29 protein-coding genes are annotated in these 17,371 nt (G+C 61.0%); 8 read left to right on the plus strand and 21 right to left on the minus strand.

All coding sequences use genetic code 11. The features are described from left to right. Nucleotides 1-94: 94 nt before the first annotated feature. The 20 genes from U0029_RS06665 to U0029_RS06760 all read right to left on the minus strand — a co-directional run bounded on the left by U0029_RS06665 (nucleotide 95) and on the right by U0029_RS06760 (nucleotide 10,916). Nucleotides 95-358, minus strand: a complete 264-nt coding sequence (locus tag U0029_RS06665) for a helix-turn-helix transcriptional regulator (RefSeq protein ID WP_256682167.1) — start codon at nucleotides 356-358, stop codon at nucleotides 95-97. Nucleotides 359-378: 20 nt separating this feature from the next. Beyond that, nucleotides 379-708 (minus strand): hypothetical protein, encoded by a 330-nt coding sequence (locus tag U0029_RS06670; RefSeq protein WP_114852659.1) that lies wholly within the window; start codon nucleotides 706-708, stop codon nucleotides 379-381. Next, nucleotides 705-1,739, minus strand: a complete 1,035-nt coding sequence (locus tag U0029_RS06675; RefSeq protein WP_114852660.1) for a DNA cytosine methyltransferase — start codon at nucleotides 1,737-1,739, stop codon at nucleotides 705-707. The genes U0029_RS06670 and U0029_RS06675 overlap by 4 nt, the downstream gene beginning before the upstream one ends. A 3-nt stretch (nucleotides 1,740-1,742) precedes the next feature. After that, nucleotides 1,743-2,243: a class I SAM-dependent methyltransferase gene (locus U0029_RS06680; RefSeq protein ID WP_012416964.1), complete on the minus strand. Its 501-nt coding sequence runs from the start codon at nucleotides 2,241-2,243 to the stop codon at nucleotides 1,743-1,745. Next, entirely contained in the window at nucleotides 2,244-3,104 is an 861-nt protein-coding gene (locus U0029_RS06685; RefSeq protein WP_174930161.1) for a hypothetical protein, read from the minus strand. Then, the gene (locus U0029_RS06690; RefSeq protein ID WP_114852661.1) at nucleotides 3,101-3,604 is read right to left on the minus strand and encodes a hypothetical protein; all 504 of its coding nucleotides are present in this window, start codon (nucleotides 3,602-3,604) and stop codon (nucleotides 3,101-3,103) included. The genes U0029_RS06685 and U0029_RS06690 overlap by 4 nt, the downstream gene beginning before the upstream one ends. 81 nt (nucleotides 3,605-3,685) lie before the next feature. Next, the gene (locus U0029_RS06695; RefSeq protein ID WP_114852662.1) at nucleotides 3,686-4,207 is read right to left on the minus strand and encodes a hypothetical protein; all 522 of its coding nucleotides are present in this window, start codon (nucleotides 4,205-4,207) and stop codon (nucleotides 3,686-3,688) included. Between the two features lie 85 nt (nucleotides 4,208-4,292). Next, nucleotides 4,293-5,309 (minus strand): recombination protein RecT, encoded by a 1,017-nt coding sequence (gene recT, locus U0029_RS06700; RefSeq protein WP_115600701.1) that lies wholly within the window; start codon nucleotides 5,307-5,309, stop codon nucleotides 4,293-4,295. Nucleotides 5,310-5,320: 11 nt separating this feature from the next. Continuing rightward, nucleotides 5,321-6,175, minus strand: a complete 855-nt coding sequence (locus tag U0029_RS06705) for a PD-(D/E)XK nuclease-like domain-containing protein (RefSeq protein ID WP_115600702.1) — start codon at nucleotides 6,173-6,175, stop codon at nucleotides 5,321-5,323. After that, nucleotides 6,172-6,624: a hypothetical protein gene (locus U0029_RS06710; protein ID WP_115600703.1), complete on the minus strand. Its 453-nt coding sequence runs from the start codon at nucleotides 6,622-6,624 to the stop codon at nucleotides 6,172-6,174. Before U0029_RS06710 ends, U0029_RS06705 begins: the two co-directional genes overlap by 4 nt. Before the next feature lie 3 nt (nucleotides 6,625-6,627). Beyond that, nucleotides 6,628-6,822 (minus strand): hypothetical protein, encoded by a 195-nt coding sequence (locus tag U0029_RS06715; protein WP_115600704.1) that lies wholly within the window; start codon nucleotides 6,820-6,822, stop codon nucleotides 6,628-6,630. Further along, nucleotides 6,819-7,304, minus strand: a complete 486-nt coding sequence (locus U0029_RS06720) for an HNH endonuclease (RefSeq protein WP_115600705.1) — start codon at nucleotides 7,302-7,304, stop codon at nucleotides 6,819-6,821. The genes U0029_RS06715 and U0029_RS06720 overlap by 4 nt, the downstream gene beginning before the upstream one ends. Beyond that, nucleotides 7,301-7,585, minus strand: a complete 285-nt coding sequence (locus tag U0029_RS06725; protein ID WP_114852953.1) for a hypothetical protein — start codon at nucleotides 7,583-7,585, stop codon at nucleotides 7,301-7,303. Before U0029_RS06725 ends, U0029_RS06720 begins: the two co-directional genes overlap by 4 nt. Before the next feature lie 100 nt (nucleotides 7,586-7,685). Continuing rightward, nucleotides 7,686-8,012 (minus strand): hypothetical protein, encoded by a 327-nt coding sequence (locus U0029_RS06730; protein ID WP_115600706.1) that lies wholly within the window; start codon nucleotides 8,010-8,012, stop codon nucleotides 7,686-7,688. Nucleotides 8,013-8,433: 421 nt separating this feature from the next. After that, nucleotides 8,434-8,709, minus strand: a complete 276-nt coding sequence (locus tag U0029_RS06735; RefSeq protein ID WP_114852824.1) for a hypothetical protein — start codon at nucleotides 8,707-8,709, stop codon at nucleotides 8,434-8,436. Nucleotides 8,710-8,750: 41 nt separating this feature from the next. After that, entirely contained in the window at nucleotides 8,751-8,894 is a 144-nt protein-coding gene (locus tag U0029_RS06740; protein ID WP_162790404.1) for a hypothetical protein, read from the minus strand. A gap of 96 nt (nucleotides 8,895-8,990) precedes the next feature. After that, on the minus strand, nucleotides 8,991-9,194 hold the full coding sequence (locus tag U0029_RS06745; RefSeq protein ID WP_114852825.1) for a hypothetical protein: 204 nt from the start codon (nucleotides 9,192-9,194) through the stop codon (nucleotides 8,991-8,993). Between the two features lie 794 nt (nucleotides 9,195-9,988). Continuing rightward, nucleotides 9,989-10,393, minus strand: coding sequence for a helix-turn-helix domain-containing protein (locus U0029_RS06750; RefSeq protein WP_119564455.1), 405 nt, complete (start codon nucleotides 10,391-10,393; stop codon nucleotides 9,989-9,991). Next, the gene (locus U0029_RS06755) at nucleotides 10,390-10,692 is read right to left on the minus strand and encodes a hypothetical protein (RefSeq protein ID WP_162790405.1); all 303 of its coding nucleotides are present in this window, start codon (nucleotides 10,690-10,692) and stop codon (nucleotides 10,390-10,392) included. Before U0029_RS06755 ends, U0029_RS06750 begins: the two co-directional genes overlap by 4 nt. Nucleotides 10,693-10,751: 59 nt before the next feature. Then, complete coding sequence (locus tag U0029_RS06760) at nucleotides 10,752-10,916, minus strand: DUF4471 domain-containing protein (protein WP_162790406.1); 165 nt, start codon at nucleotides 10,914-10,916, stop codon at nucleotides 10,752-10,754. Between the two features lie 35 nt (nucleotides 10,917-10,951). Here U0029_RS06760 and U0029_RS06765 point away from each other — a divergent pair, with 35 nt between their 5' ends. Further along, the gene (locus U0029_RS06765) at nucleotides 10,952-11,266 is read left to right on the plus strand and encodes a CII family transcriptional regulator (RefSeq protein WP_114852828.1); all 315 of its coding nucleotides are present in this window, start codon (nucleotides 10,952-10,954) and stop codon (nucleotides 11,264-11,266) included. A gap of 25 nt (nucleotides 11,267-11,291) precedes the next feature. Here U0029_RS06765 and U0029_RS06770 read toward each other — a convergent pair whose 3' ends face one another. Next, the gene (locus tag U0029_RS06770; RefSeq protein ID WP_162790407.1) at nucleotides 11,292-11,438 is read right to left on the minus strand and encodes a hypothetical protein; all 147 of its coding nucleotides are present in this window, start codon (nucleotides 11,436-11,438) and stop codon (nucleotides 11,292-11,294) included. Nucleotides 11,439-11,476: 38 nt separating this feature from the next. Here U0029_RS06770 and U0029_RS06775 point away from each other — a divergent pair, with 38 nt between their 5' ends. From U0029_RS06775 to U0029_RS06805, 7 genes are all read left to right on the plus strand, one after another. Next, nucleotides 11,477-12,433, plus strand: a complete 957-nt coding sequence (locus U0029_RS06775) for a YdaU family protein (protein WP_114852829.1) — start codon at nucleotides 11,477-11,479, stop codon at nucleotides 12,431-12,433. Continuing rightward, nucleotides 12,430-12,912: a hypothetical protein gene (locus U0029_RS06780; RefSeq protein WP_114852830.1), complete on the plus strand. Its 483-nt coding sequence runs from the start codon at nucleotides 12,430-12,432 to the stop codon at nucleotides 12,910-12,912. Before U0029_RS06775 ends, U0029_RS06780 begins: the two co-directional genes overlap by 4 nt. Continuing rightward, nucleotides 12,909-13,625 (plus strand): hypothetical protein, encoded by a 717-nt coding sequence (locus U0029_RS06785; RefSeq protein WP_114852831.1) that lies wholly within the window; start codon nucleotides 12,909-12,911, stop codon nucleotides 13,623-13,625. The genes U0029_RS06780 and U0029_RS06785 overlap by 4 nt, the downstream gene beginning before the upstream one ends. Before the next feature lie 337 nt (nucleotides 13,626-13,962). Then, the gene (locus tag U0029_RS06790; protein WP_114852833.1) at nucleotides 13,963-14,298 is read left to right on the plus strand and encodes a hypothetical protein; all 336 of its coding nucleotides are present in this window, start codon (nucleotides 13,963-13,965) and stop codon (nucleotides 14,296-14,298) included. A gap of 279 nt (nucleotides 14,299-14,577) precedes the next feature. Continuing rightward, entirely contained in the window at nucleotides 14,578-16,209 is a 1,632-nt protein-coding gene (locus U0029_RS06795; RefSeq protein WP_114852835.1) for a portal protein, read from the plus strand. Continuing rightward, entirely contained in the window at nucleotides 16,206-16,439 is a 234-nt protein-coding gene (locus tag U0029_RS06800; RefSeq protein WP_114852836.1) for a Bbp19 family protein, read from the plus strand. Before U0029_RS06795 ends, U0029_RS06800 begins: the two co-directional genes overlap by 4 nt. Continuing rightward, entirely contained in the window at nucleotides 16,439-17,320 is an 882-nt protein-coding gene (locus U0029_RS06805; protein WP_114852837.1) for a hypothetical protein, read from the plus strand. Before U0029_RS06800 ends, U0029_RS06805 begins: the two co-directional genes overlap by 1 nt. Nucleotides 17,321-17,371: the final 51 nt, after the last annotated feature.

Here is a 17,371-nt window from a genome sequence, read left to right on the forward strand (position 1 = left end):
GCGTTTTGCTTTGGGGGGCAAGTGTTTTAAATGAGGATGATGTCGTACTGTTTGCGTGTATTTTTTATTCTTCTTATAAAACAGTAAGTTAAATTCAGTTTTGCGCGTGAGTTTTTGCGTGGCTACCCACTTGGCTACCCATTTGATCGAGAGCATGCTCGGCTGACGCTGCCCGCAGGCCCATGCGAGCCGCCATTGCCTCGACGGATTCAGCTGTTATCCCGACGCTGCGCGTTGTGCCGATCTTACCCTTGACCAGCTCACCCCTGAGGCACATCCGATAAATCGTGGCGGTAGATACGCCGAGCGCCTTCCGAACATCGGAGACTCGGTAAATCAGTTTTTGCGTTGGCTGCATTTGATCCTCCTTTGTTGCTGTCAGCAGTACTCGTCCGCGACGATGCCGGTGGGTGCGGGATGTTGTTTGGGTTTAATTCCCCCGAATTCGAGGGAGTTAACTTGGGGGGATTCCGCCAGATTGGCTATGGAAATTCCTATGGCACCTTTCGCGCCTTCCTGGCGCATCGCCTCAAGCCCCGCCACCACCGCCAGGATGCGGTCATAGGCTGCCTTGGCTTCCGGTTCGTCGGCCCAGTCTTCAGAGTGCATGGTGCAGCACTCGCGCAGCTCGTCAGCTTCTTCGGTCAGAAACTGGATGGCCGCCCGGAGTGGGTCAGTCAGTACGGTCTGTTTGGTGTTGGGGGTCATAGACACCTCATTGATTCTTCGACAAAGATTTGCGCTTGGACCGCATTGATCGCGTTTCCGTAGGCGCGCAATCGTCCCACTCGGGCGGCAGCCCCATGAGCCAGCGGGGATGTTCCGGGTTCAACTGGCCTCCATTTACCATCCCGGCAGAGGAGCCAGTCAGAAGCTCGCCAGAAGCCGTTAACCGGGCCGGCTTGGTGTTGAGAAAGCCTATGTGAGCCTGTGACGCCAAGCCCATGTTCACCTTGCGACCGCTCGGATGTTTTCCGGTCATTGTGGTATCCGGATGCGGCCGTTTCCCGCCGCTGCCGTCCGATGTGCAGGGGGCGTTCCATCCCGCCAGGTTCGCCGCATGATTGAGCGTGATGTTTTGCGTCGTCGCCTTGATCGAAGGATGGCGCAGCGCGTCGGTCGTGGTCGGCGTGGGCCAGCCCGCCAGCCGTGCCACTTCGTTGAGCGGCCGCGAGTTGTGATCTAACTCGTTTCCCGACGAGTTCGCGCCCTTGTAATCCCTGGCCTGCGGCGTTGGCCAACCAGTAGAGTCGGTCGCGGATGTGCGGCGCACCGATGCTCGCAGACGGAAACGGGACCGCCCCGACGGCGTAACCCACTCCTTCCAAGTCAGCTTGTACAAGGTCGATCCAAGAGTCTGCGTCCTTGCTCGCAACCTGCTCTCCAAAGAGGACTGGAGGGCGGCACTCTTGGATGAGATGGAAGAACGCGGGCCATAAGTGCCGCTCATCATCAAACGCAATGCCTTTGCCTGCCGCGCTGAAAGGTTGGCACGGACAGGAACCGGTCCAAACAGGTCGATCATCGGGCCATCCGGCGCGGCGAAGGGCGAGCGACCAGACGCCGATACCGGCAAACCAGTGCGCCTGCGTGTATCCGCGCAAGTCGTCGGGGTGTACATCTTCGATACTCCGCTCGTCTACGTCGCCGGGTGCAATGTGTCCGGCGGCGATAAGGTTGCGCAGCCATTGCGCTGCATAAGGGTCGATCTCGTTGTAGTAGGCGGCAGGCGCTGCCATCCCCTACCTCCCTTCGCCCTGGATGGATGGGGCGGCTGGCTTCAGAAACGTCAGCCAGTGTGTTTTCTCCCGCTTGCCCGACTTGTGGCCAAACAACGGCCGGTGATCCGTCAGAGCAAGAATCTGGCTCACCGGGATTTGCACCTCTGCCCACTTGAAGATCAGCACACCCTCGGGACGCAGGACGCGGAAGCACTCAGCGAGGCCGCGCCGCAAATCATCGCGCCAGTCGTTGGTCAAGATTCCGTACTTGGCGCGCAGCCACGAATCGACGCCGGCGCGCCGCAGGTGTGGCGGGTCGAACACCACCAAGGCAAAGGTGTCGTTCGCAAACGGGATCGCCCGGAAGTCCATATTCAGATCGGGCGTGATGTTGAAGGCCCGGCCATCGCAGAGGGTGTGCTGCTCGCTGCGGATGTCACCAAACAGGGCGCGCTGGTCTTGGCGGTCGAACCACATCATTCGGCCGCCGCAGCAGGGATCGAGCACTGTTGCATCCATCATCTACCCCCCTTCGCCCTGCTGGGCGGCAATGGCGGCATCAACCGAAACCGGGTCAAACAGTTCATGCACGGCGTCGAACTCGACCCAGTTACCGCTACGGTCGTTAGCTCGGTGTACCCCGCCCGACTTATTCAGCAAAAAGCTGTAGCGTTGCAATTTGCACACCTGCAGGCGGACGGCCTCGATAGCGGCATCCCGCGCATCTGCGGCATGGGCGCTTGCCAGGGCGGCGCGGGCTTTCCAGCCATTCCAGGCGTGGTCCACCCAAAAATCGTCGTACTGCTCCCCAATGAGAGTCAGCGGCATTTTCTTTGCCGTTGCCCAAGCCTCAAACGCCGCCCGCTCATCGCCAACAGGGGCGCGCTCGTGTGCGGCAGGGGGAGCGGGCCGGCGGGCGCGGTCGTCGCGTTGAGAGCGGAGCTGCATAAGAACGTGGCGCTCAAGGCCGACCCAAGCGCTCTTCGCCTGGGCCGGTCCGATTTGTCGCTGTTCGGCCCAATGGAAGGCTGCGTCAAGAATGCGCTGTGCGCTGAAACGCAGGCTTTCGTCCAGCTCCCCGGAATTCCCGGATAACTGGACACTGGCTTCAGTATCCGCGCCGGGAGCAGGGGGGATGGGCATCCAGTGGGTGTACGGGGCGCGCTCTCCCGGCCCCGTGCAGTTCTCCGGTTTGGCTACGCAGCAGTAGTGCTCGTAATGCTCGCCGTGGTTGTACCAGTAGTCGTCCGCAACCTCGGGATCGATGTAATCGAAGCCTATGCGAACGCTGTCCGGCCAGTCGCTCGGCTGCGGCGGCGTGTACACCATGACCAGCTGATTCTTCGGCGCCGTCGCTATCGGCTGCCATGCTTGATTGGTCATGCTCGTTGCTCCAGTTTCTGCCGTGCTTCGTTTATCTGAGTGCCGCGCAGCAGGTCGATGGCTTCGTCGCGGTCAAGGGTGGATGCCACGCGGCGCAGGATCGGCAGCAAGTGACGCACAGCGGTCATGAGCGGCGCATCAAGCAGCATGCCGGCGGATAGTCGGGCGGCGAGCTGGCGCAGCGGCGTGACGTCAAGGGTGCGGGCGTGACGGATCGCCCACATATCGAAAAAGTCCGCCATACCGTCGATGGCCGAGGCGCTCTCGTACCAGCCGCCGTCAGAGTTGCAGAAGAAAATCGGCGTGCCGCGCTGGTCGGTATCGACGGCGCCCGTGCGCTCAATCTGGTCTATGACAGCCTCAAGCGGCTCAAGTGTGTATTGAGCCTTGACCATCATCGGAATATGGACGGGCCGCTCGACGCGGCGCTGCGCACGCTGGCGGGCCTGCTGCCGCTCCATCTGGCGGCGCTGCTGGCGGTTGAGAGGGGCGGGGGTCATGTCTATCTCTATAGGGGCGGCCGGCACTGGCAGCATTGCGGGAGGGGTAAGGGAGGGAGTCGCCACCGGGCCAGCCATTGGTCAGTCGTTGAGCAGCGAGCCCTGTTTGTCCACGGCAGGGGTGACGGTGATATCCACCTCGCCGCCGAGGACTTCGTATAGGCGCTTGATCTGCTCGCCGGTCGGGTTGCACTTCACGCGGAAGCCGTAGCGGGCGCTGCCGCCCTCCATCAGCTCGACAGAAAAGTGGTCAACGTCGGCCGTCTCAAAGTCGATGTTCGATGCACCGCCCAGGCCAAAGCCGATCACGACGGACGCACCTTTCAGCTCGTATTTCAAGCGCAGCGGGCAGATCAGGTCGCCAAACTTGCGCACGGTCAGTTGGTCGGCCGGGCTGCCCTGGAAGATTTCTTCCTGATTGGGCGGCGTTTCTTCCTTGCGGTACAGGGCATCGCGCAGCACGGGGTGGAACATGGCCAGCAGGCCGTTGCTTTCGGTGAAAGCGATCTTCAGGTCTGCGCCACCCACCTTCTCGTCGCCGTGGTTCTCGGGGCGGACGTTCAGATGGGCGAGGGTCACTTTCTGGCTATCCAGGCTGAACATTCGTCAGTCTCCTTGGGGCTACGTTGGAATAGAAAGGGCGGCGCCAGTGGATGGCCTCCGTTGGTTGTGGCGCCGCCCTGGGGGATCAGTCCGCCGGGGTCAGCTCGGCGCGGCGGTTCTGGTAGGCGCGTTGCAGCGCGTCGTAATGCTCGTCAGGCACGTCGCGCAAGCTGTCGCCAACCAGGTCGAGCGCGTCGAGGTTCGCCGCGTCTGCGATCTGCTGGAACAGGGGGGAGGGGTCGTAGGCAATCGCGGGATGCGCGGCGTCGTCATCGCCCGGTGCGGGCGTGATGTATTCGCCTTCCAGAACGCTGTCCAGTGCTTGAGATTCGCCGCGAGCGTTCAGCTCGTCCAGTGCGGCGGCGTTGGCCAGCTCAATGCTGACAGGCAGATATTTAAAGAGGCGGCGCAGCACGGTCTTGCGGCCCATCTCTGCAAAGTGCGCACCCCAGGGGCTAGCGTCAGTCTTTTTAGCGCGCACGGCCTGCTGCCAGCCTTGCGAGGCGTTGCGAATCTCGATGATCTGCTGCTCGCTCATCACCTCGAAGGCGTGGCCGCCACCGACCAGCTTGGCGACTGCATAGAAAGCGATGATGGCGCCGCGTTCGCCCATGGCCGGCTTGTGCTCCAGCTTTTCATCCAGGCCGTAGGCATATTCAAAATGATCGTTCTCGTGTACGGCATGGGCGGCGATGCTCACGATCTGGCCGGATCGGCGGGCGAGGTCGATCAGTCCCTTGTAGCCCAGGACAATCTGAACCTCGATCTTGTCTGTCACCCAATCATTCCCTTGCTTGCGGCGCTTCTCGAAGGGGATCAAGTAGGCATGGCCAAGGGGGGTGTTCGGCTCCAGACCAAGCTGCGAGCACTGCACAACCGCGCCCATCAAGGATTCGACCGTGCAACCCATCAGCTTCGGCGTGGTGCGCAGCGCACCAAGGGCGATCTTCAGCATGCGGTCGGCGCTGACGTGGCGCGGCAGCACGGCGGCCAGCGTGGACTTTTGGGAATCAAAAAACGCCTTTACCTGGCCGATGCCGGCCTGCGAGGCGACCATCTTGGATGTTTTCTTGAGGTCAGCGAGGGAGGTTGTTTGCGACATGGTTGGTCCTGTCATTCGTCGTTGAATGCCCAGTTGGGCAGAGATGCGAGGTGGATACCCTGGCCGAAACCGGGCCAGTTGCCCGAGGTCAGGCAGTCGGCATAGGTGACGAGATTGCGGCGATAGTCGCGGCGCCCCTGGTCCTGGCTTCGCGGATCGAGCATCACGGCGCTGGCGGCGAACGGCCAGGCATCCTGGACGGCAACAAAGATGAAGGCCAGCACGGTCGTACCGCTGGCAGCCGCGTAGCCGTCCGTGTAAAAGGCGTCTTGGACGTGGTAACGCTTTCGGGCGATCTGGCGCGAAAACTCATGCGGGCTTGCATCGCTGAAGGTTTTCACGTCCAACAAGATCACGCCGGACTCGCCCGCCGGGTGGCACCAGTCAGGGCGGCACCGACACAGGACGCCGGTTTCCTGGTCGATCCAGTAGGCGGATGATTCGGCCACGCCAGCGGCCAGCGCCTCGGCCACGTCCGGCAGGCGGCGCACGGCTTCGGCCTGCCGCATTGCCGTCTCTCTCTGGTCTGGTTTGATGCCGATGACGCCAGCGGGTAGCGCCGCCTCGAAGGCTTTCCATTCCTTGGTCGAACGGATCACATCGGGGCCGACTGCATACCGCGTGGCAAACTTTTCAGGCTCCAGAATCGCGCAGTGCGCAAGCTGGCCCTCCAGCTGGCCCTTACGCTCCGGCTCAGGCGGCCGCGCCGGGTTCATGGTCAGGTCATAGAAATTGGCCGGCGAGACATTGATGCGATCAAGGCCCGTTTTGCTGATTCCCGGCCCGCCGTGGTACTGCTCGATGGGCTGGCCTTCTATCACGCACGGGGCGTCAATCAGGCGGGTGGCTTCGGTGATGGCGTTCATGTGGCCACCTTCGACGGCGCCGTCAGCTTGCCGATGATGGCATCGCACACCAGATCCTCGATGCGTTCGCGCAGGTCAATGGCCGACATGGTGTCGATGATGGCGAGAACGCGCTCAGCTACTGCCGGTCGGGCCGCCTCAATCGCTTCTTGAAGATACAGATACCCTTTACTGGGCGCACGATCCCATGCGTTGGGCGGCGAGAACACGGTATGGCTGGACATGCTGTTGATGACTTTCATGGCCTGAGTGCGCACGGTTTCCACCATGTCGCCGCTGAAGGCCGCGTCCACTTCCTTGTGAACCAGGTCATACGCGGCATTGCTTAGGATTCGTTCGAATTCCTCTGCCGATCGACGGGCGCAGGCGGATCGGAACTCTTCGCGGGCTATCTGACGTTTTTCTTCGGCGGTCAGATAGTCGTCGATGTTGATGGTGATGGCGTTCATGTCTCAATCCTTCGCCGCATACGCGGTCTTGCGCCCGTCGTTTGCGATCTGGTCATTGGCATCGAGGGTCGGCCCGATGACTGAGGTGGCGATCAGCAGGGCCAGGGCGCCAATCAGGCCGCTCAGGTAGCCCACGTAATCGAGGTCTTGGCCGGTGCGGCGGGCTCGGCGCCAGAGAGTGGAGAGGCGGCGGGTCATGGCTGCTCCCTTGATTGGTCGCGTATGCGGATTTTCTCCATCGCGCTCAGGTGGCCTGCTCGCGCATTGCATGCCCTGTGGGCCAGTACCAGATTGCTGATGTGGTTCGGGCCACCGTGGGCAACCGGTACCAAATGCTCGGCGCTGCGGTCATCGTCGGAGGTGTGCCCATGACAGAAAAAGCAGCGGTCGCCGTCTCGCTCCAGCAGGGTGCGGATCAGCGGGCTGACCTTGGCCCTCTTTGTACGGACGCCAGCATCCCAGGGCATCGCGCCTTTGTAAGCGCTCCAGGCCGCTAAGGCTTGGCCGGTGAAAGTGGTGCTGCCTTTGGCATTGCTGTAGATGATCGCCACGCCCGATGCGCAGTCGAAACGCACCAGCTCCCATTCACTTGTCGGGCGAAGCACCTGGGCACCGCGAGCTACGAGCCATTCGAGGAACTTGGGGCGGGCGGCTTCAACCTGCTTTCGGCTCGGGGTCATGGCTGCCCCCCGGTGGCTTTGGCGATTGCGGCGCGATTCTCGGCAATCTGAGCCTCAACCTCGCTCTGCGGCCGTTGCTCATGCAACATCGCTGTCAAGAGGCTCTGCGTTTCTTGCAGCGCCTCCAACAGATCGGGCGCGGCGGCGAGCACCTTTGCATCGTCTAGCCCTGGCTCTTCGGTAAAGACGCAAACTACGCTGCCATCAGCCGCGATCAGTTCGCCGCAATAGCCTGGCTCGTAGTCGTAACGCCACGGACCCTTCGTATGTTTCGTCGTCATACCGCCTCTCTCAGAAACGCCATAGCGCGATCACCGGCCAGGGCCATTGGGTAAGCGGCAGCAAGGCCGCACAAGATGAAAAGGGTGGATTGCAGGGCGGTCACTGGCTGCGCTCCGAAAGCTCAAGCAGCCGGGCCTCGATGCGCTGGCGGATCTCGTCGCGGTTAACACCAACGCCTAGGGCGATGAGCGCCTGGGTGTCTGCATCCGTCCGAACAATGTGGTTAAACGCGTCCTCCAGGTACTCTGTGGCGTGGTGCCCGAAGGCGTAGCCGTTGATCTTGATCGCCTCATAAATGGCCTGAAGGCGCTGCGCCTGGGTGAGAGGGAGCGTTTCGCAGAGCGTGGAGCCCGCGCCCAATGGAACGCGGCGGGAGGTCGGGGTGGGCTCAACAACAACCCTCCCGCCTTGCATGGTTACTTGCATGTTGAACTCCGAATAAGGGCAGCACCCAACCGTACTCACGGCCAGCCGCCACCACGCTGACTGCGCAATCAAGCGGTATGGGCGGGGAGGCTTGGAGGGGGAGGGGTGCTGCGAAAGAGGGGTGATGGTGGCCGGGTGCTACCCGTATGCCAGCGGCGGGGAGGCCAGCGGCACATCATCCCCGTTGACCCTGGCTCGCCGGATTACAAGATCCGGTGCCTGCTGGTTTACTGCTCACCATCACATAGGCGGGCCGGGCTTGATACCGGCTCCAGTGGCTTCGTTCGGCATCTTGTGCCTACACGCCACTGCTACAGCTTCGCGTGTCCATCCACGCCGCCGCCTATGTGATGGCCCTCTGCACTGACCCGGCAGAGGTTAAGGTGATGCCGCCTGAGCCTGGGTACTGCTCATATCCCAGCTATGCAGGCGTTGAGGGGGTTAGAGATCGGATGTGTGTTGTTATTTGCCTCTGCCCGCCATCGAATTCCCGAGTTTCGAGCGTATTCAGAAGATCTTCCAGCGCCTCACGCACCTTGGCGGAGGCGTATGCTTCGGCCTGGATACCGACAATGAGTGGTATGGGGATCTCTCCCTCGTCGCAGTAATGCGCGCATTCGATGGCGGACAGAAAGATCATCGGCTCATCGTGGTGGGTCATCCACGCCACTGGCTCCGGCATCGATATTTTGCTCATAGTCATTTCCTCAGTGCATCCCCGGCGGGGCGGGGGGGTGTTTAGGCAGAAACCAGAACAACACGAGCCTCTTGCTCAGGCAGCATGCTGGCTGCGAATGCCTGAGCGGTAGTCTTGTCCATCTTGTCGGACTGGCGCGCGTTGCCCGCCGCGTCCCAAAACATGACGATGTACTTTCGGTTCATGCTGTTCTCCTTGTTCATCGGTCTGCGCTCTCTCTGGAAAGCGCAGGCAGATGGCCGGGCAATCCTTACGCCCGGCGGGGCTGTGCTTGCTTGGGATCAGGCGTCTACGTAGACGCAGGTGTGGTCGCATTCCGCGTCGTAGTCACTCGCGACTTTTCCGGCGCTGCGGAAGAAGTCCATCAGCCGGGCGCTCGCGCTGTCATCGCGGCCGTCAAAGCTGAAGGTGAAGCTCTTTTCACCGCGAATCGTCAGTTCAACGGCGCGGCCGGCAATCTTGGTGATGGTGTCGAGTGCGTTCATTGTTTGATCTCCTTTGTCATGTGGCTGCACCCTGTCACGGCGCAATCAGATGACCCCGAAGGGTTATCTCTGTGTGCCCGAGGTGGGCCGGCCTCTCGCGTCGCTGGCTCCGTTTCAACAGTTCGCCAGGTCATCCGGTCACCAAGTTGCAGCCTTGGCAGCATTCCCCTCTCACGGTCTGGGCATCCGGGCGCAGGGTTCGCCGTAAACCTTCCCTGTCGCTCCCCGCTGGCCTTGGCTGGTGGGGATGCGATGGGATAGATTTAAACATAGTGTTTATTTAAAGTCAACACCATGTTTAATTTTGGGCGAAAAAAAACCCCGGTGGGGTTCGGGGCTGGATAGGCATAAGCCTATGTGGCGCGTCGCCGCCACGCATTTATCAGAGCCCAGCCCGCCAAAATTACGAGCGGCGGCCAAGCGGCCCCCAAAATCCAAGCCGAATAGTCTGGGGAGCCTTCGCGGGTTGATACTAAGGAACCGAACAGGCAAACACACACCCATGCAGTAAGAAGTCTGCGTATCCAGATGGGGACTGACCGAGATGCCCCTCGGTGTGCGATGAATAAAGCAACCATTGCTGCCAGCACAATAAGCCAGACGGCGCCAAATTCGTACCATTCGTTCAAGTTTTGGGGCGGCACGACCTCAAGAGCCGGAGGGCTGCCTGTTATCGACTCCAGCTGCTGGCGGTTATCTAAAGCTGCCTTCAGCGAGTCAGCGTACATTTCATCGAGCGCCACGCGGCCTCCGGTGGTGAGAAGTATTAGACAACCAGCCGCAGGTGTCGCGGCCTAAGCGGCTTGTTTTCCGCTTTTCTGCTCTTGAATGCGAGCCTCTACCGCCTCAATCACGGCCTCCAGCTTCCCTTCGACATATGCGCGCTCGTCAGTGCTGAGGCGTTGTATTCGCCGTACATCAATCCGCGCAAATGGCCAGTGATCGCCCTGGTCGGGCGGGCTCCCGCCAATAAACATCGGCCCGGTGCCTGTAGCGGCCCATGTTGCGTTAACCCCAAAAGCGGCCTGCGCATCGAGTAACGCTTCTTTTGACGGGCCGCGCTTCTCCCAGTTATTGACGTTCTGCGGGGCGACGTTGAGCAAGCGGGCCATATCTGTTTGATCCGCTTCACCGCTAAGCCTGCCTGCTGCGCGGGCGGCCTCATAAAGTCGCCCCATTTGGGCATGCATGGATTTCATGGCGCGATTGTGCAGCGTGTAAACGGGCTGTTGATACACGCCGTGTTGACCCAATTATTAAACATGTTGTTTAATTGGGGAAAACCGGAGAACCTATGTCCCCAGATCAACACCCCCATGCAGCTTTGATTGACGCCCTTGGCGGTCCTACCGCTGTAGCTGAGCGCCTGAAACTCCTTGATGAGCCGGGTGCCGTTCAGCGCGTGAGCAATTGGAAGCGGCGCGGCATACCTGCGCAAGTTCGTATTGATTACCCGGAAGTATTCGCTGAGGCCGCCAGGGCAGTGGAGGCGGGCCATGCGTAATCCCACCCCCGATGACGAGCGCATTCCGATTGGGCCGACCGATGCGTGATTCATCAATGCACTGTCGCGCAAAAGGCCTCGGCGCTCTCAAGTGCGCGCCGGTCGCGCTCTGCGGCCAGCTCCTGGAAAAGCTCCATCACCGTTTTTTCGGATGGATCGGTAAAGCGCCGGCGGGCGATGCCTTCGGCGGTTTCAAGCAGTTTTTCGGTATCGGTCATGGGCCAATCGCTCTTTGTAAACAAGGAAGTACTCGATGAGCACCCAAACAGTTTCTACCGACGAGGTAGAAAACACTCGCAAGATCGCTGAAAGACTTCGCAGCGATATCGGCCGCGCGATTTCACTGTTTACCCAGGCTCGTGCAGCCGATTTCATGGGCATATCAGCCAGCACCGTGAACCGAATCGTTGCGGATGATCTGGACAAGGTGTGCCATCTGATGGCGGCCATTGGCTGGCAGTTCGCGCCGATTGACGCAATGGTGGTGAGCAAGGCGCAACTTGAGGCCTACGAGGAGTTCGCCTACGAGTACCTGCGGCCGAAGGTCGAAGCCCGGAGGCGTGGCTGACATGACGCACCAACTCGCCCGCCTATCAGGCCAGCTTTGCGCTCGCGCCGACTTTCGCGCCTTCTGTGGCGCTGCCACTGCCGACGAGGCCGCCGCCTATATTCGCCGCGTTTGCTGCATCGAATCGCGCCGCGAGCTTGACCACAACCCCCAGGCACGCGACCGCTTTCACGAGCTGATCCGCAGGCCGTTTGCTTATAGGACGGGCCGATGAACTATTACCCGCATCACATCGGTGACTACCTGAAGGACACCGCGCACCTGACGATGATCGAGGACGGCGCATACCGTCGCCTGCTTGATCTGTACTACCAGCACGAGCAGCCGTTGCCTGTTGAAAAGCGTCAGATTTACCGTCTGTCCAGGGCTGCCAGCACCGCCGAGCGCAAGGCCGTAGACATCATATTGAGTGAGTATTTCGCTCTGACGGACGCAGGCTGGACGCATCGTAGGTGTGACTCCGAAATCGAGAAAAGCCGCGAGAAATCGGACAAGGCCAGCAAGTCCGCGGCAAAGCGTTGGCATAAGGAGGGCAATGCAAACGCACATGCAAACGCACATGCGAACGCACATGCGAACGCATCAGAGCCTGCAATGCCAACGCATAGCGAAGGCAATGCTTACCCAATAACCAATAACCAAGAACCAAAAGAAAAAGAATATCTCTCGTCTGGAACAGAAGGCGCGGAGGCCGCACGAGACGGATCAAAATCCCCGGATGAAATTTCCCAAGCGGACTACCTGCCCAGCGGCACGGTTTACGGCCAGATGGCAAAGCTGCTGCGCTCTCGTGGGGTCGATGTCGCCGCAGGGAACCCGCACATGCGGGCCTGGGTGGACAAGGGCTTGACCGAGGAGGAAGCCCTGGCAGGCATCGAGGCCGCACGGCTGGCCAAGCCTGCCCCCGAGGCCATCCCTTGGGCCTACCTGTCCAAGACGCTCGAAACCCTTCGGGCCAAAGCCGCCGCTGTGCCCGACAAGGCCGCGCAATCTGCGAAACCCACCCAGACAGACGACCGCTGGTGGCTCAACAACGCCGGCATTGATCGCAAGGGCCGAGAGCTTGGCTTGTTCGCCCGTGGCGGCGAAAGCTACCTCGACTTCAAAGACCGCATTTTTGAGGCGCTGCGCCGTCGTGACGCAGCTGCACAGGAGCAAACCGCATGAGCTACGCAGAAGCCGCCGCAGCCGTGAGCCACGGCCAAGCGCCACAACACGATCACCGGCTTTGTAGCGCCCCTGGCTGCGTACTGCCGGGCACGATTTCCGATAGCACGACCGGCACCGTTGACTGGTTGTGCTCGCTGCACCACGGCGCGCCGCACAGCGAATACGCCGGGATCAGCGCGCGCATGGGCAACCGCCGAAAGCTGCTGATCCTTGCGCAGCGTCTGTCAAACGCTGGTACCGCCGACCCCGTGCCCGAACAGGTCACGGCCTGGATCAAGGCGCAAGGGCGGGGTGATCTTTTGCCCAGTGGGCCCGCTACCTGCCGCCACCTTGGATCGTCCATGTTGCGAATCCTCGCTGACGAATGCAGGGCACCGCAGGCGCGCATGGGCAACAGCACCAAGGACAGCCGAAAGCCCGATAGCTGGAGCCCGGCAGCCGATGCCGCCCGCGCATTCCTTGGAGGACTCGCATGACTCAGATTGACTTTGCCGCCGCGCAGGCGGATATCGCGCTTGACCCGATGGCGGGGACGGTGGCTGCATTAAACCTCCAGGAAGGCACTTTCCCGGTCCGTAATGGCGCGAATGGCTTTGGGGTGGCACATACCCAGCGGGGTGACTCGTTCGCGGCTCAAAAGGGCGAATTTGACCGCATTGAAAGTCACGCGCGCGCGCACGTTTCGCCGACCTCAATCGTGGTCGAAAAAATTAACATCGGCCTGCTTGCCCTCGACCTTGGCACCAAGACCGGCTATGCCCTGCGCCGCCGCGATGGCCGGATCACCCACGGCACCGAGGTATTCACCCCGCGTAGCTCATGGACTCCGGGCCAGAAATGGCAGCGGTACCGGGCTTGGCTGTCTCGCATGATTACCGATCACGCCGTCGGCATCATCGCCTTCGAGGACGTGAAGGCCCACGGCAAGAGCGGCGTACTGGCCGCGCATGCTTACGGCGGCTACCGGGCGATGCTCGAAATGGTGGCCGACCAGCACAACATCGAGCTAGTCCCAGTGGGTGTAGGCGTGGTCAAAAAGCATTGGACGGGCAAGGGCAACGCCGACAAGGCCGCGATGGTAGCCCAGGCCAAGGCGCGGGGCTATCGGCCAGAGACGGACAACGACGCGGACGCGCTGGCGATTCTGGATTGGGCTGTGGCGCGGGAGCGCAGTTCTGGCAGGGGGTGATATGGAGCAATTGACCCCGGCGCCTGCCGTGGACTGGAGCGGCGTTTTTCTTGCCCTGAGGCGGGAGGGTTACACGATGGGGGACGTTTCGCATTACGCGCAGATCCCGCGGGCAACAATGATCGGATGGGCTCAAGGCGCAGAGCCTCGCCATCAGGACGGCGAGACGGTTATCAAATTCTGGTCTGAGGTGATGCAACTCCCACGCGAGGCATTGCCTACCCTTGAAAGCAACCGTGCCGGCAGTCGGCTAGGCCAAGCTAGAGCCTAAAAAGTCGGGATTCCGACACCGCTTGGGGTCAACAATCGGCCCGACTATTCACAGTCGGAGCCGATCATGTCACGTAGCAAGAAAGCCATTCTGGAGCCGGGCGCCGCGCCCACTCCCGCCACCACGCCAGACGCCAATCTGGCGGATCAAACCCAATCCCCCCCCGAGCCTGTGACGACCGTAGGCGATCCCGCGCCAGCGCCGGATGCCACGGACACGGCCGCTGCCGCGCCGGTCGTGGCTGCTACTCCGGTGGAAACTGCGCAGGTCGAGCCGTCACGCCCGACCAAAACCGATTACGCCAGCATGGCTGCTGCTGCGATAGACCCCACGACCCTGATTGCTCCTGTGCTGTCCCGCGATGGTTGGGTAGTGCCGGTGCGCAGCGCGGAGCGAGGCTGATATGGGCAAAAAAGGAATTCTCGGGGCCGTCGGTTCCGTCATCGGAATAGGCGGAAGTGCCGCGAAGGTTGAAGCTGCGCCTAAGGCAGAACCTAAGGCTGACCCCGAGGCCGAGCGCCGCAAGGCCGAAAACGAGGCGGCTACGGCGGCCAACGCCAAGACGGCAGAACTCACTCGACAGCGACGAGCGGGCAGCTTGCTTGCATCTGGTAGCGCAGGGGGGGAGGCTAAAACGTCATCTGTGCTGGCCTACGGCAAAGGCCGATTAGGGGATTAGGCATGGCCGAACACCAGGGCATAGCCCACGAAATTCTCCGGCGTTATGCCGCGCTAAAGGGCGCGCGTAGCTCGCATGAGCAAACTTGGCGCGACTGTTACGACCACTCCTTCCCAGCCCGCTCCCAGGGGTTTAGCGGTGATGGTGAAACGATTTCTGCCGTGCAGACTAAGCAGGCAAGACTGTACGACAGCACTACCACGGACTCGGCCCGCATCCTGGCAAGCGGGATCCAGTCAGGCATGACGCCCGCAAACTCTCGTTGGTTTGGCATGCAGGTGTGGGACCAAACAGACGGTGAGCGTAGATGGCTTGATAATTCGGCAGACCGGCTTTGGCGCGCCATTCATTCCAGCAACTTCGACGCGGACTCTTTCGAGTGCAATCTTGATGTGGTGGTTGCTGGGTGGTTCGTCCTCATGATCGAGGAAAACAAAGACCAGGACGGCCGACCTGACGGGTTGCGCTTTATCCAATACCCGATAAGCACCTGCTATCTCGCAGCGTCCACGGCATCTGGTCAGGTTGACACGCTCTACCGAAGCTACACGCTGACTGCTGAGCAAATGGTCGCGGAATTTGGCATTGATCGCGTAAGCGATAAGGTGCGCGATTGCTACCACGACGGCAAGTATGACCAGCGGTTCAACCTGCTGCATGCTATCTATCCGCGCCGAATCTCTGCTGTAGGTGCCCGTCGAGCCAAGAATTTGCCTTATGCCTCGGTGCATATCGAGTGTGATGGTAAGGCGGTGCTGCGCGAATCTGGCTACCACGAGCGCCCATTTGTCGCGCCCCGCTGGACGGTTATTCCCAACACTGTCTATGCAACAGGGCCGCTCTTTGATGCGCTGCCGGATGCGCGCACGCTCAACGAGATTTGCCGGATGGAGCTTGCTGCCGCAGACGTGGCCATCTCTGGCATGTGGATTGCCAAGGATGACGGCGTACTCAACCCAAGAACGGTAAAGATCGGCCCTCGCCGTGTCGTGGTGGCCAACGATACCGACAGCATGAAGCCGCTGACCACTGGGGCCAACTTCGGTATTTCGTTCACCAAGCGCGAGCAACTTACGGCCCAGATCAGAAAGATCATGATGGCGGACCAATTGCAGCCTCAAGACGGACCGGCAATGACTGCTACAGAGGTGCATGTGCGGGTGCAGCTTATCCGGCAGTTGCTTGGCCCGGTGTACGGGCGGCTCCAGGCAGAGTACTTGCAGCCCCTAATTGAGCGTTGTTTTGGCCTGGCCATGCGCGCTGGTTTGTTTGATCAACCTCCAGAATCTTTGGCTGACCGTCCATTTACGGTGGTTTATCTCTCTCCTATGGCAAAAAGCCAAAAAATGGAGGAGGTAAGCGCGATAGAGAGCACGTTTGCAGCAGCCGCGCAGCTGGCGGCGGCTACCGGAGATCCATCGGTGTGGGACAACTTTGACCGCGACGAAGGTGTTCGTATGGCCGCAGACGGACGTGGCATACCTGCCAAGCTGGTCCGGTCGGCGGATCAGGTGGCCGAGTTGCGTGAGGCAAGAGAGCAGCAGCAGGCCGCACAACAGCAGCAAGGCATGCAGCAAGCCCTGGCCGCTGAAGCCGCGTCTGCCGGCATCCAACGTGCAGCGAGGGCGGCGTGATTGATCCCCAGGCCTACAAAGAAATATTCGAGGATGACCGCCGAGGCGCGGCAATTCTTGAGGACTTGACCGCGAGATTTGCCCGGCCCGCAGTGGTCACCGGCGGCATTGATGCGGTCTTGCAGACGTACCAGCGCGACGGCATGCGCAGAGTTATCGAGCACATCGTCAACCAAATAAACCGGGCTTCTGGCGTGCCCGATCCGAACGCCGATCAAGGAGATTTGTAATGTGGATTCGCGGGCTGATGTACCGAGCCATGCAGGAAGCTGGCGTGGAGGGTGGTGGCGGCGGTGGTGGCGTCACAGGGGCCGATGGCTCCGGCGGCAATGATGAAGGTCTGAACAATGACGCTGGTGCGTCACAGCGAACCGGCTCCCTGTTGAAACAGGGTGAGGGTGGCGCAGAGCCTTTGTCGCAGGACTTCATCCCCGAGAAATACCGGGTAAGCAAGGAAGATGGCACTTTCGATCTGGAAGCATCCGCCCGCAAGATGGCTGAGGCGCATGGTCATCTTGAGAAGCGTATCGGCCAGGGTGATCTGCCTCCTAAGTCATCAGCTGATTACAGCATCGACCCGCCCGAGGGCATGAAAGATCTGGACTTGCGCGGCGATGCTGATATGGCATCGTTTTTGGAAAAGGCACATGCGGCCGGCATCACGCAAAAACAGATGGATTTGGTGATGGGCGAGTATTTCCGCCTCGCCCCGATGCTGGCGCAGGGTGCCGCGACCCTAGACGAACAGGGTGCCGCGGCGGAGCTTAAAGCCACTTGGGCAAACGATGCGGATTTCACGCGCAATATCGGGATGGCCCACGCTGCGGCATCCTTTGGCGCGTCTCGCGCCGGGCTCGACATGGAACAGGTGTATTCCGCCATTGGTAACAACCCGACCGCGATGCGGCTGCTGGCAGCGATTGGCGCAGAGTTTCAAGAGGACAGCACCCCTGCCGGCGGCGCAGTGCCTCAGTTGTCCGGTGAGGATCGCATCCGCGAGCTTGAGCTCTCCGAGGCTTACCGCAATCCTCGCCACCACGACCACGCGAAGGTGAGCGAGCAAGTCCGCCGATATTACGAGCGTAAGCACGGCACGGCTCCCGTGGGCTAAATCTCAAATTGTCGGGATTCCGACAGCCAAGCAGCGCGACCATTGCGGGCA

This window comes from Bordetella avium (assembly GCF_034424645.1).
Lineage (GTDB): Bacteria > Pseudomonadota > Gammaproteobacteria > Burkholderiales > Burkholderiaceae_B > Bordetella > Bordetella avium.

What these genes read in the sequence shown, in the direction of transcription:
- U0029_RS06665 (WP_256682167.1), bottom strand. Translation starts at nt 358, where the DNA reads ATGCAGCCAACGCAAAAACTGATTTACCGAGTCTCCGATGTTCGGAAG.
- U0029_RS06670 (WP_114852659.1), bottom strand. Translation starts at nt 708, where the DNA reads ATGACCCCCAACACCAAACAGACCGTACTGACTGACCCACTCCGGGCG.
- U0029_RS06675 (WP_114852660.1), bottom strand. Translation starts at nt 1,739, where the DNA reads ATGGCAGCGCCTGCCGCCTACTACAACGAGATCGACCCTTATGCAGCG.
- U0029_RS06680 (WP_012416964.1), bottom strand. Translation starts at nt 2,243, where the DNA reads ATGATGGATGCAACAGTGCTCGATCCCTGCTGCGGCGGCCGAATGATG.
- U0029_RS06685 (WP_174930161.1), bottom strand. Translation starts at nt 3,104, where the DNA reads ATGACCAATCAAGCATGGCAGCCGATAGCGACGGCGCCGAAGAATCAG.
- U0029_RS06690 (WP_114852661.1), bottom strand. Translation starts at nt 3,604, where the DNA reads ATGACCCCCGCCCCTCTCAACCGCCAGCAGCGCCGCCAGATGGAGCGG.
- U0029_RS06695 (WP_114852662.1), bottom strand. Translation starts at nt 4,207, where the DNA reads ATGTTCAGCCTGGATAGCCAGAAAGTGACCCTCGCCCATCTGAACGTC.
- recT (WP_115600701.1), bottom strand. Translation starts at nt 5,309, where the DNA reads ATGTCGCAAACAACCTCCCTCGCTGACCTCAAGAAAACATCCAAGATG.
- U0029_RS06705 (WP_115600702.1), bottom strand. Translation starts at nt 6,175, where the DNA reads ATGAACGCCATCACCGAAGCCACCCGCCTGATTGACGCCCCGTGCGTG.
- U0029_RS06710 (WP_115600703.1), bottom strand. Translation starts at nt 6,624, where the DNA reads ATGAACGCCATCACCATCAACATCGACGACTATCTGACCGCCGAAGAA.
- U0029_RS06715 (WP_115600704.1), bottom strand. Translation starts at nt 6,822, where the DNA reads ATGACCCGCCGCCTCTCCACTCTCTGGCGCCGAGCCCGCCGCACCGGC.
- U0029_RS06720 (WP_115600705.1), bottom strand. Translation starts at nt 7,304, where the DNA reads ATGACCCCGAGCCGAAAGCAGGTTGAAGCCGCCCGCCCCAAGTTCCTC.
- U0029_RS06725 (WP_114852953.1), bottom strand. Translation starts at nt 7,585, where the DNA reads ATGACGACGAAACATACGAAGGGTCCGTGGCGTTACGACTACGAGCCA.
- U0029_RS06730 (WP_115600706.1), bottom strand. Translation starts at nt 8,012, where the DNA reads ATGCAAGTAACCATGCAAGGCGGGAGGGTTGTTGTTGAGCCCACCCCG.
- U0029_RS06735 (WP_114852824.1), bottom strand. Translation starts at nt 8,709, where the DNA reads ATGAGCAAAATATCGATGCCGGAGCCAGTGGCGTGGATGACCCACCAC.
- U0029_RS06740 (WP_162790404.1), bottom strand. Translation starts at nt 8,894, where the DNA reads ATGAACCGAAAGTACATCGTCATGTTTTGGGACGCGGCGGGCAACGCG.
- U0029_RS06745 (WP_114852825.1), bottom strand. Translation starts at nt 9,194, where the DNA reads ATGAACGCACTCGACACCATCACCAAGATTGCCGGCCGCGCCGTTGAA.
- U0029_RS06750 (WP_119564455.1), bottom strand. Translation starts at nt 10,393, where the DNA reads ATGAAATCCATGCATGCCCAAATGGGGCGACTTTATGAGGCCGCCCGC.
- U0029_RS06755 (WP_162790405.1), bottom strand. Translation starts at nt 10,692, where the DNA reads ATGGCCCGCCTCCACTGCCCTGGCGGCCTCAGCGAATACTTCCGGGTA.
- U0029_RS06760 (WP_162790406.1), bottom strand. Translation starts at nt 10,916, where the DNA reads ATGACCGATACCGAAAAACTGCTTGAAACCGCCGAAGGCATCGCCCGC.
- U0029_RS06765 (WP_114852828.1), top strand. Translation starts at nt 10,952, where the DNA reads ATGAGCACCCAAACAGTTTCTACCGACGAGGTAGAAAACACTCGCAAG.
- U0029_RS06775 (WP_114852829.1), top strand. Translation starts at nt 11,477, where the DNA reads ATGAACTATTACCCGCATCACATCGGTGACTACCTGAAGGACACCGCG.
- U0029_RS06780 (WP_114852830.1), top strand. Translation starts at nt 12,430, where the DNA reads ATGAGCTACGCAGAAGCCGCCGCAGCCGTGAGCCACGGCCAAGCGCCA.
- U0029_RS06785 (WP_114852831.1), top strand. Translation starts at nt 12,909, where the DNA reads ATGACTCAGATTGACTTTGCCGCCGCGCAGGCGGATATCGCGCTTGAC.
- U0029_RS06790 (WP_114852833.1), top strand. Translation starts at nt 13,963, where the DNA reads ATGTCACGTAGCAAGAAAGCCATTCTGGAGCCGGGCGCCGCGCCCACT.
- U0029_RS06795 (WP_114852835.1), top strand. Translation starts at nt 14,578, where the DNA reads ATGGCCGAACACCAGGGCATAGCCCACGAAATTCTCCGGCGTTATGCC.
- U0029_RS06805 (WP_114852837.1), top strand. Translation starts at nt 16,439, where the DNA reads ATGTGGATTCGCGGGCTGATGTACCGAGCCATGCAGGAAGCTGGCGTG.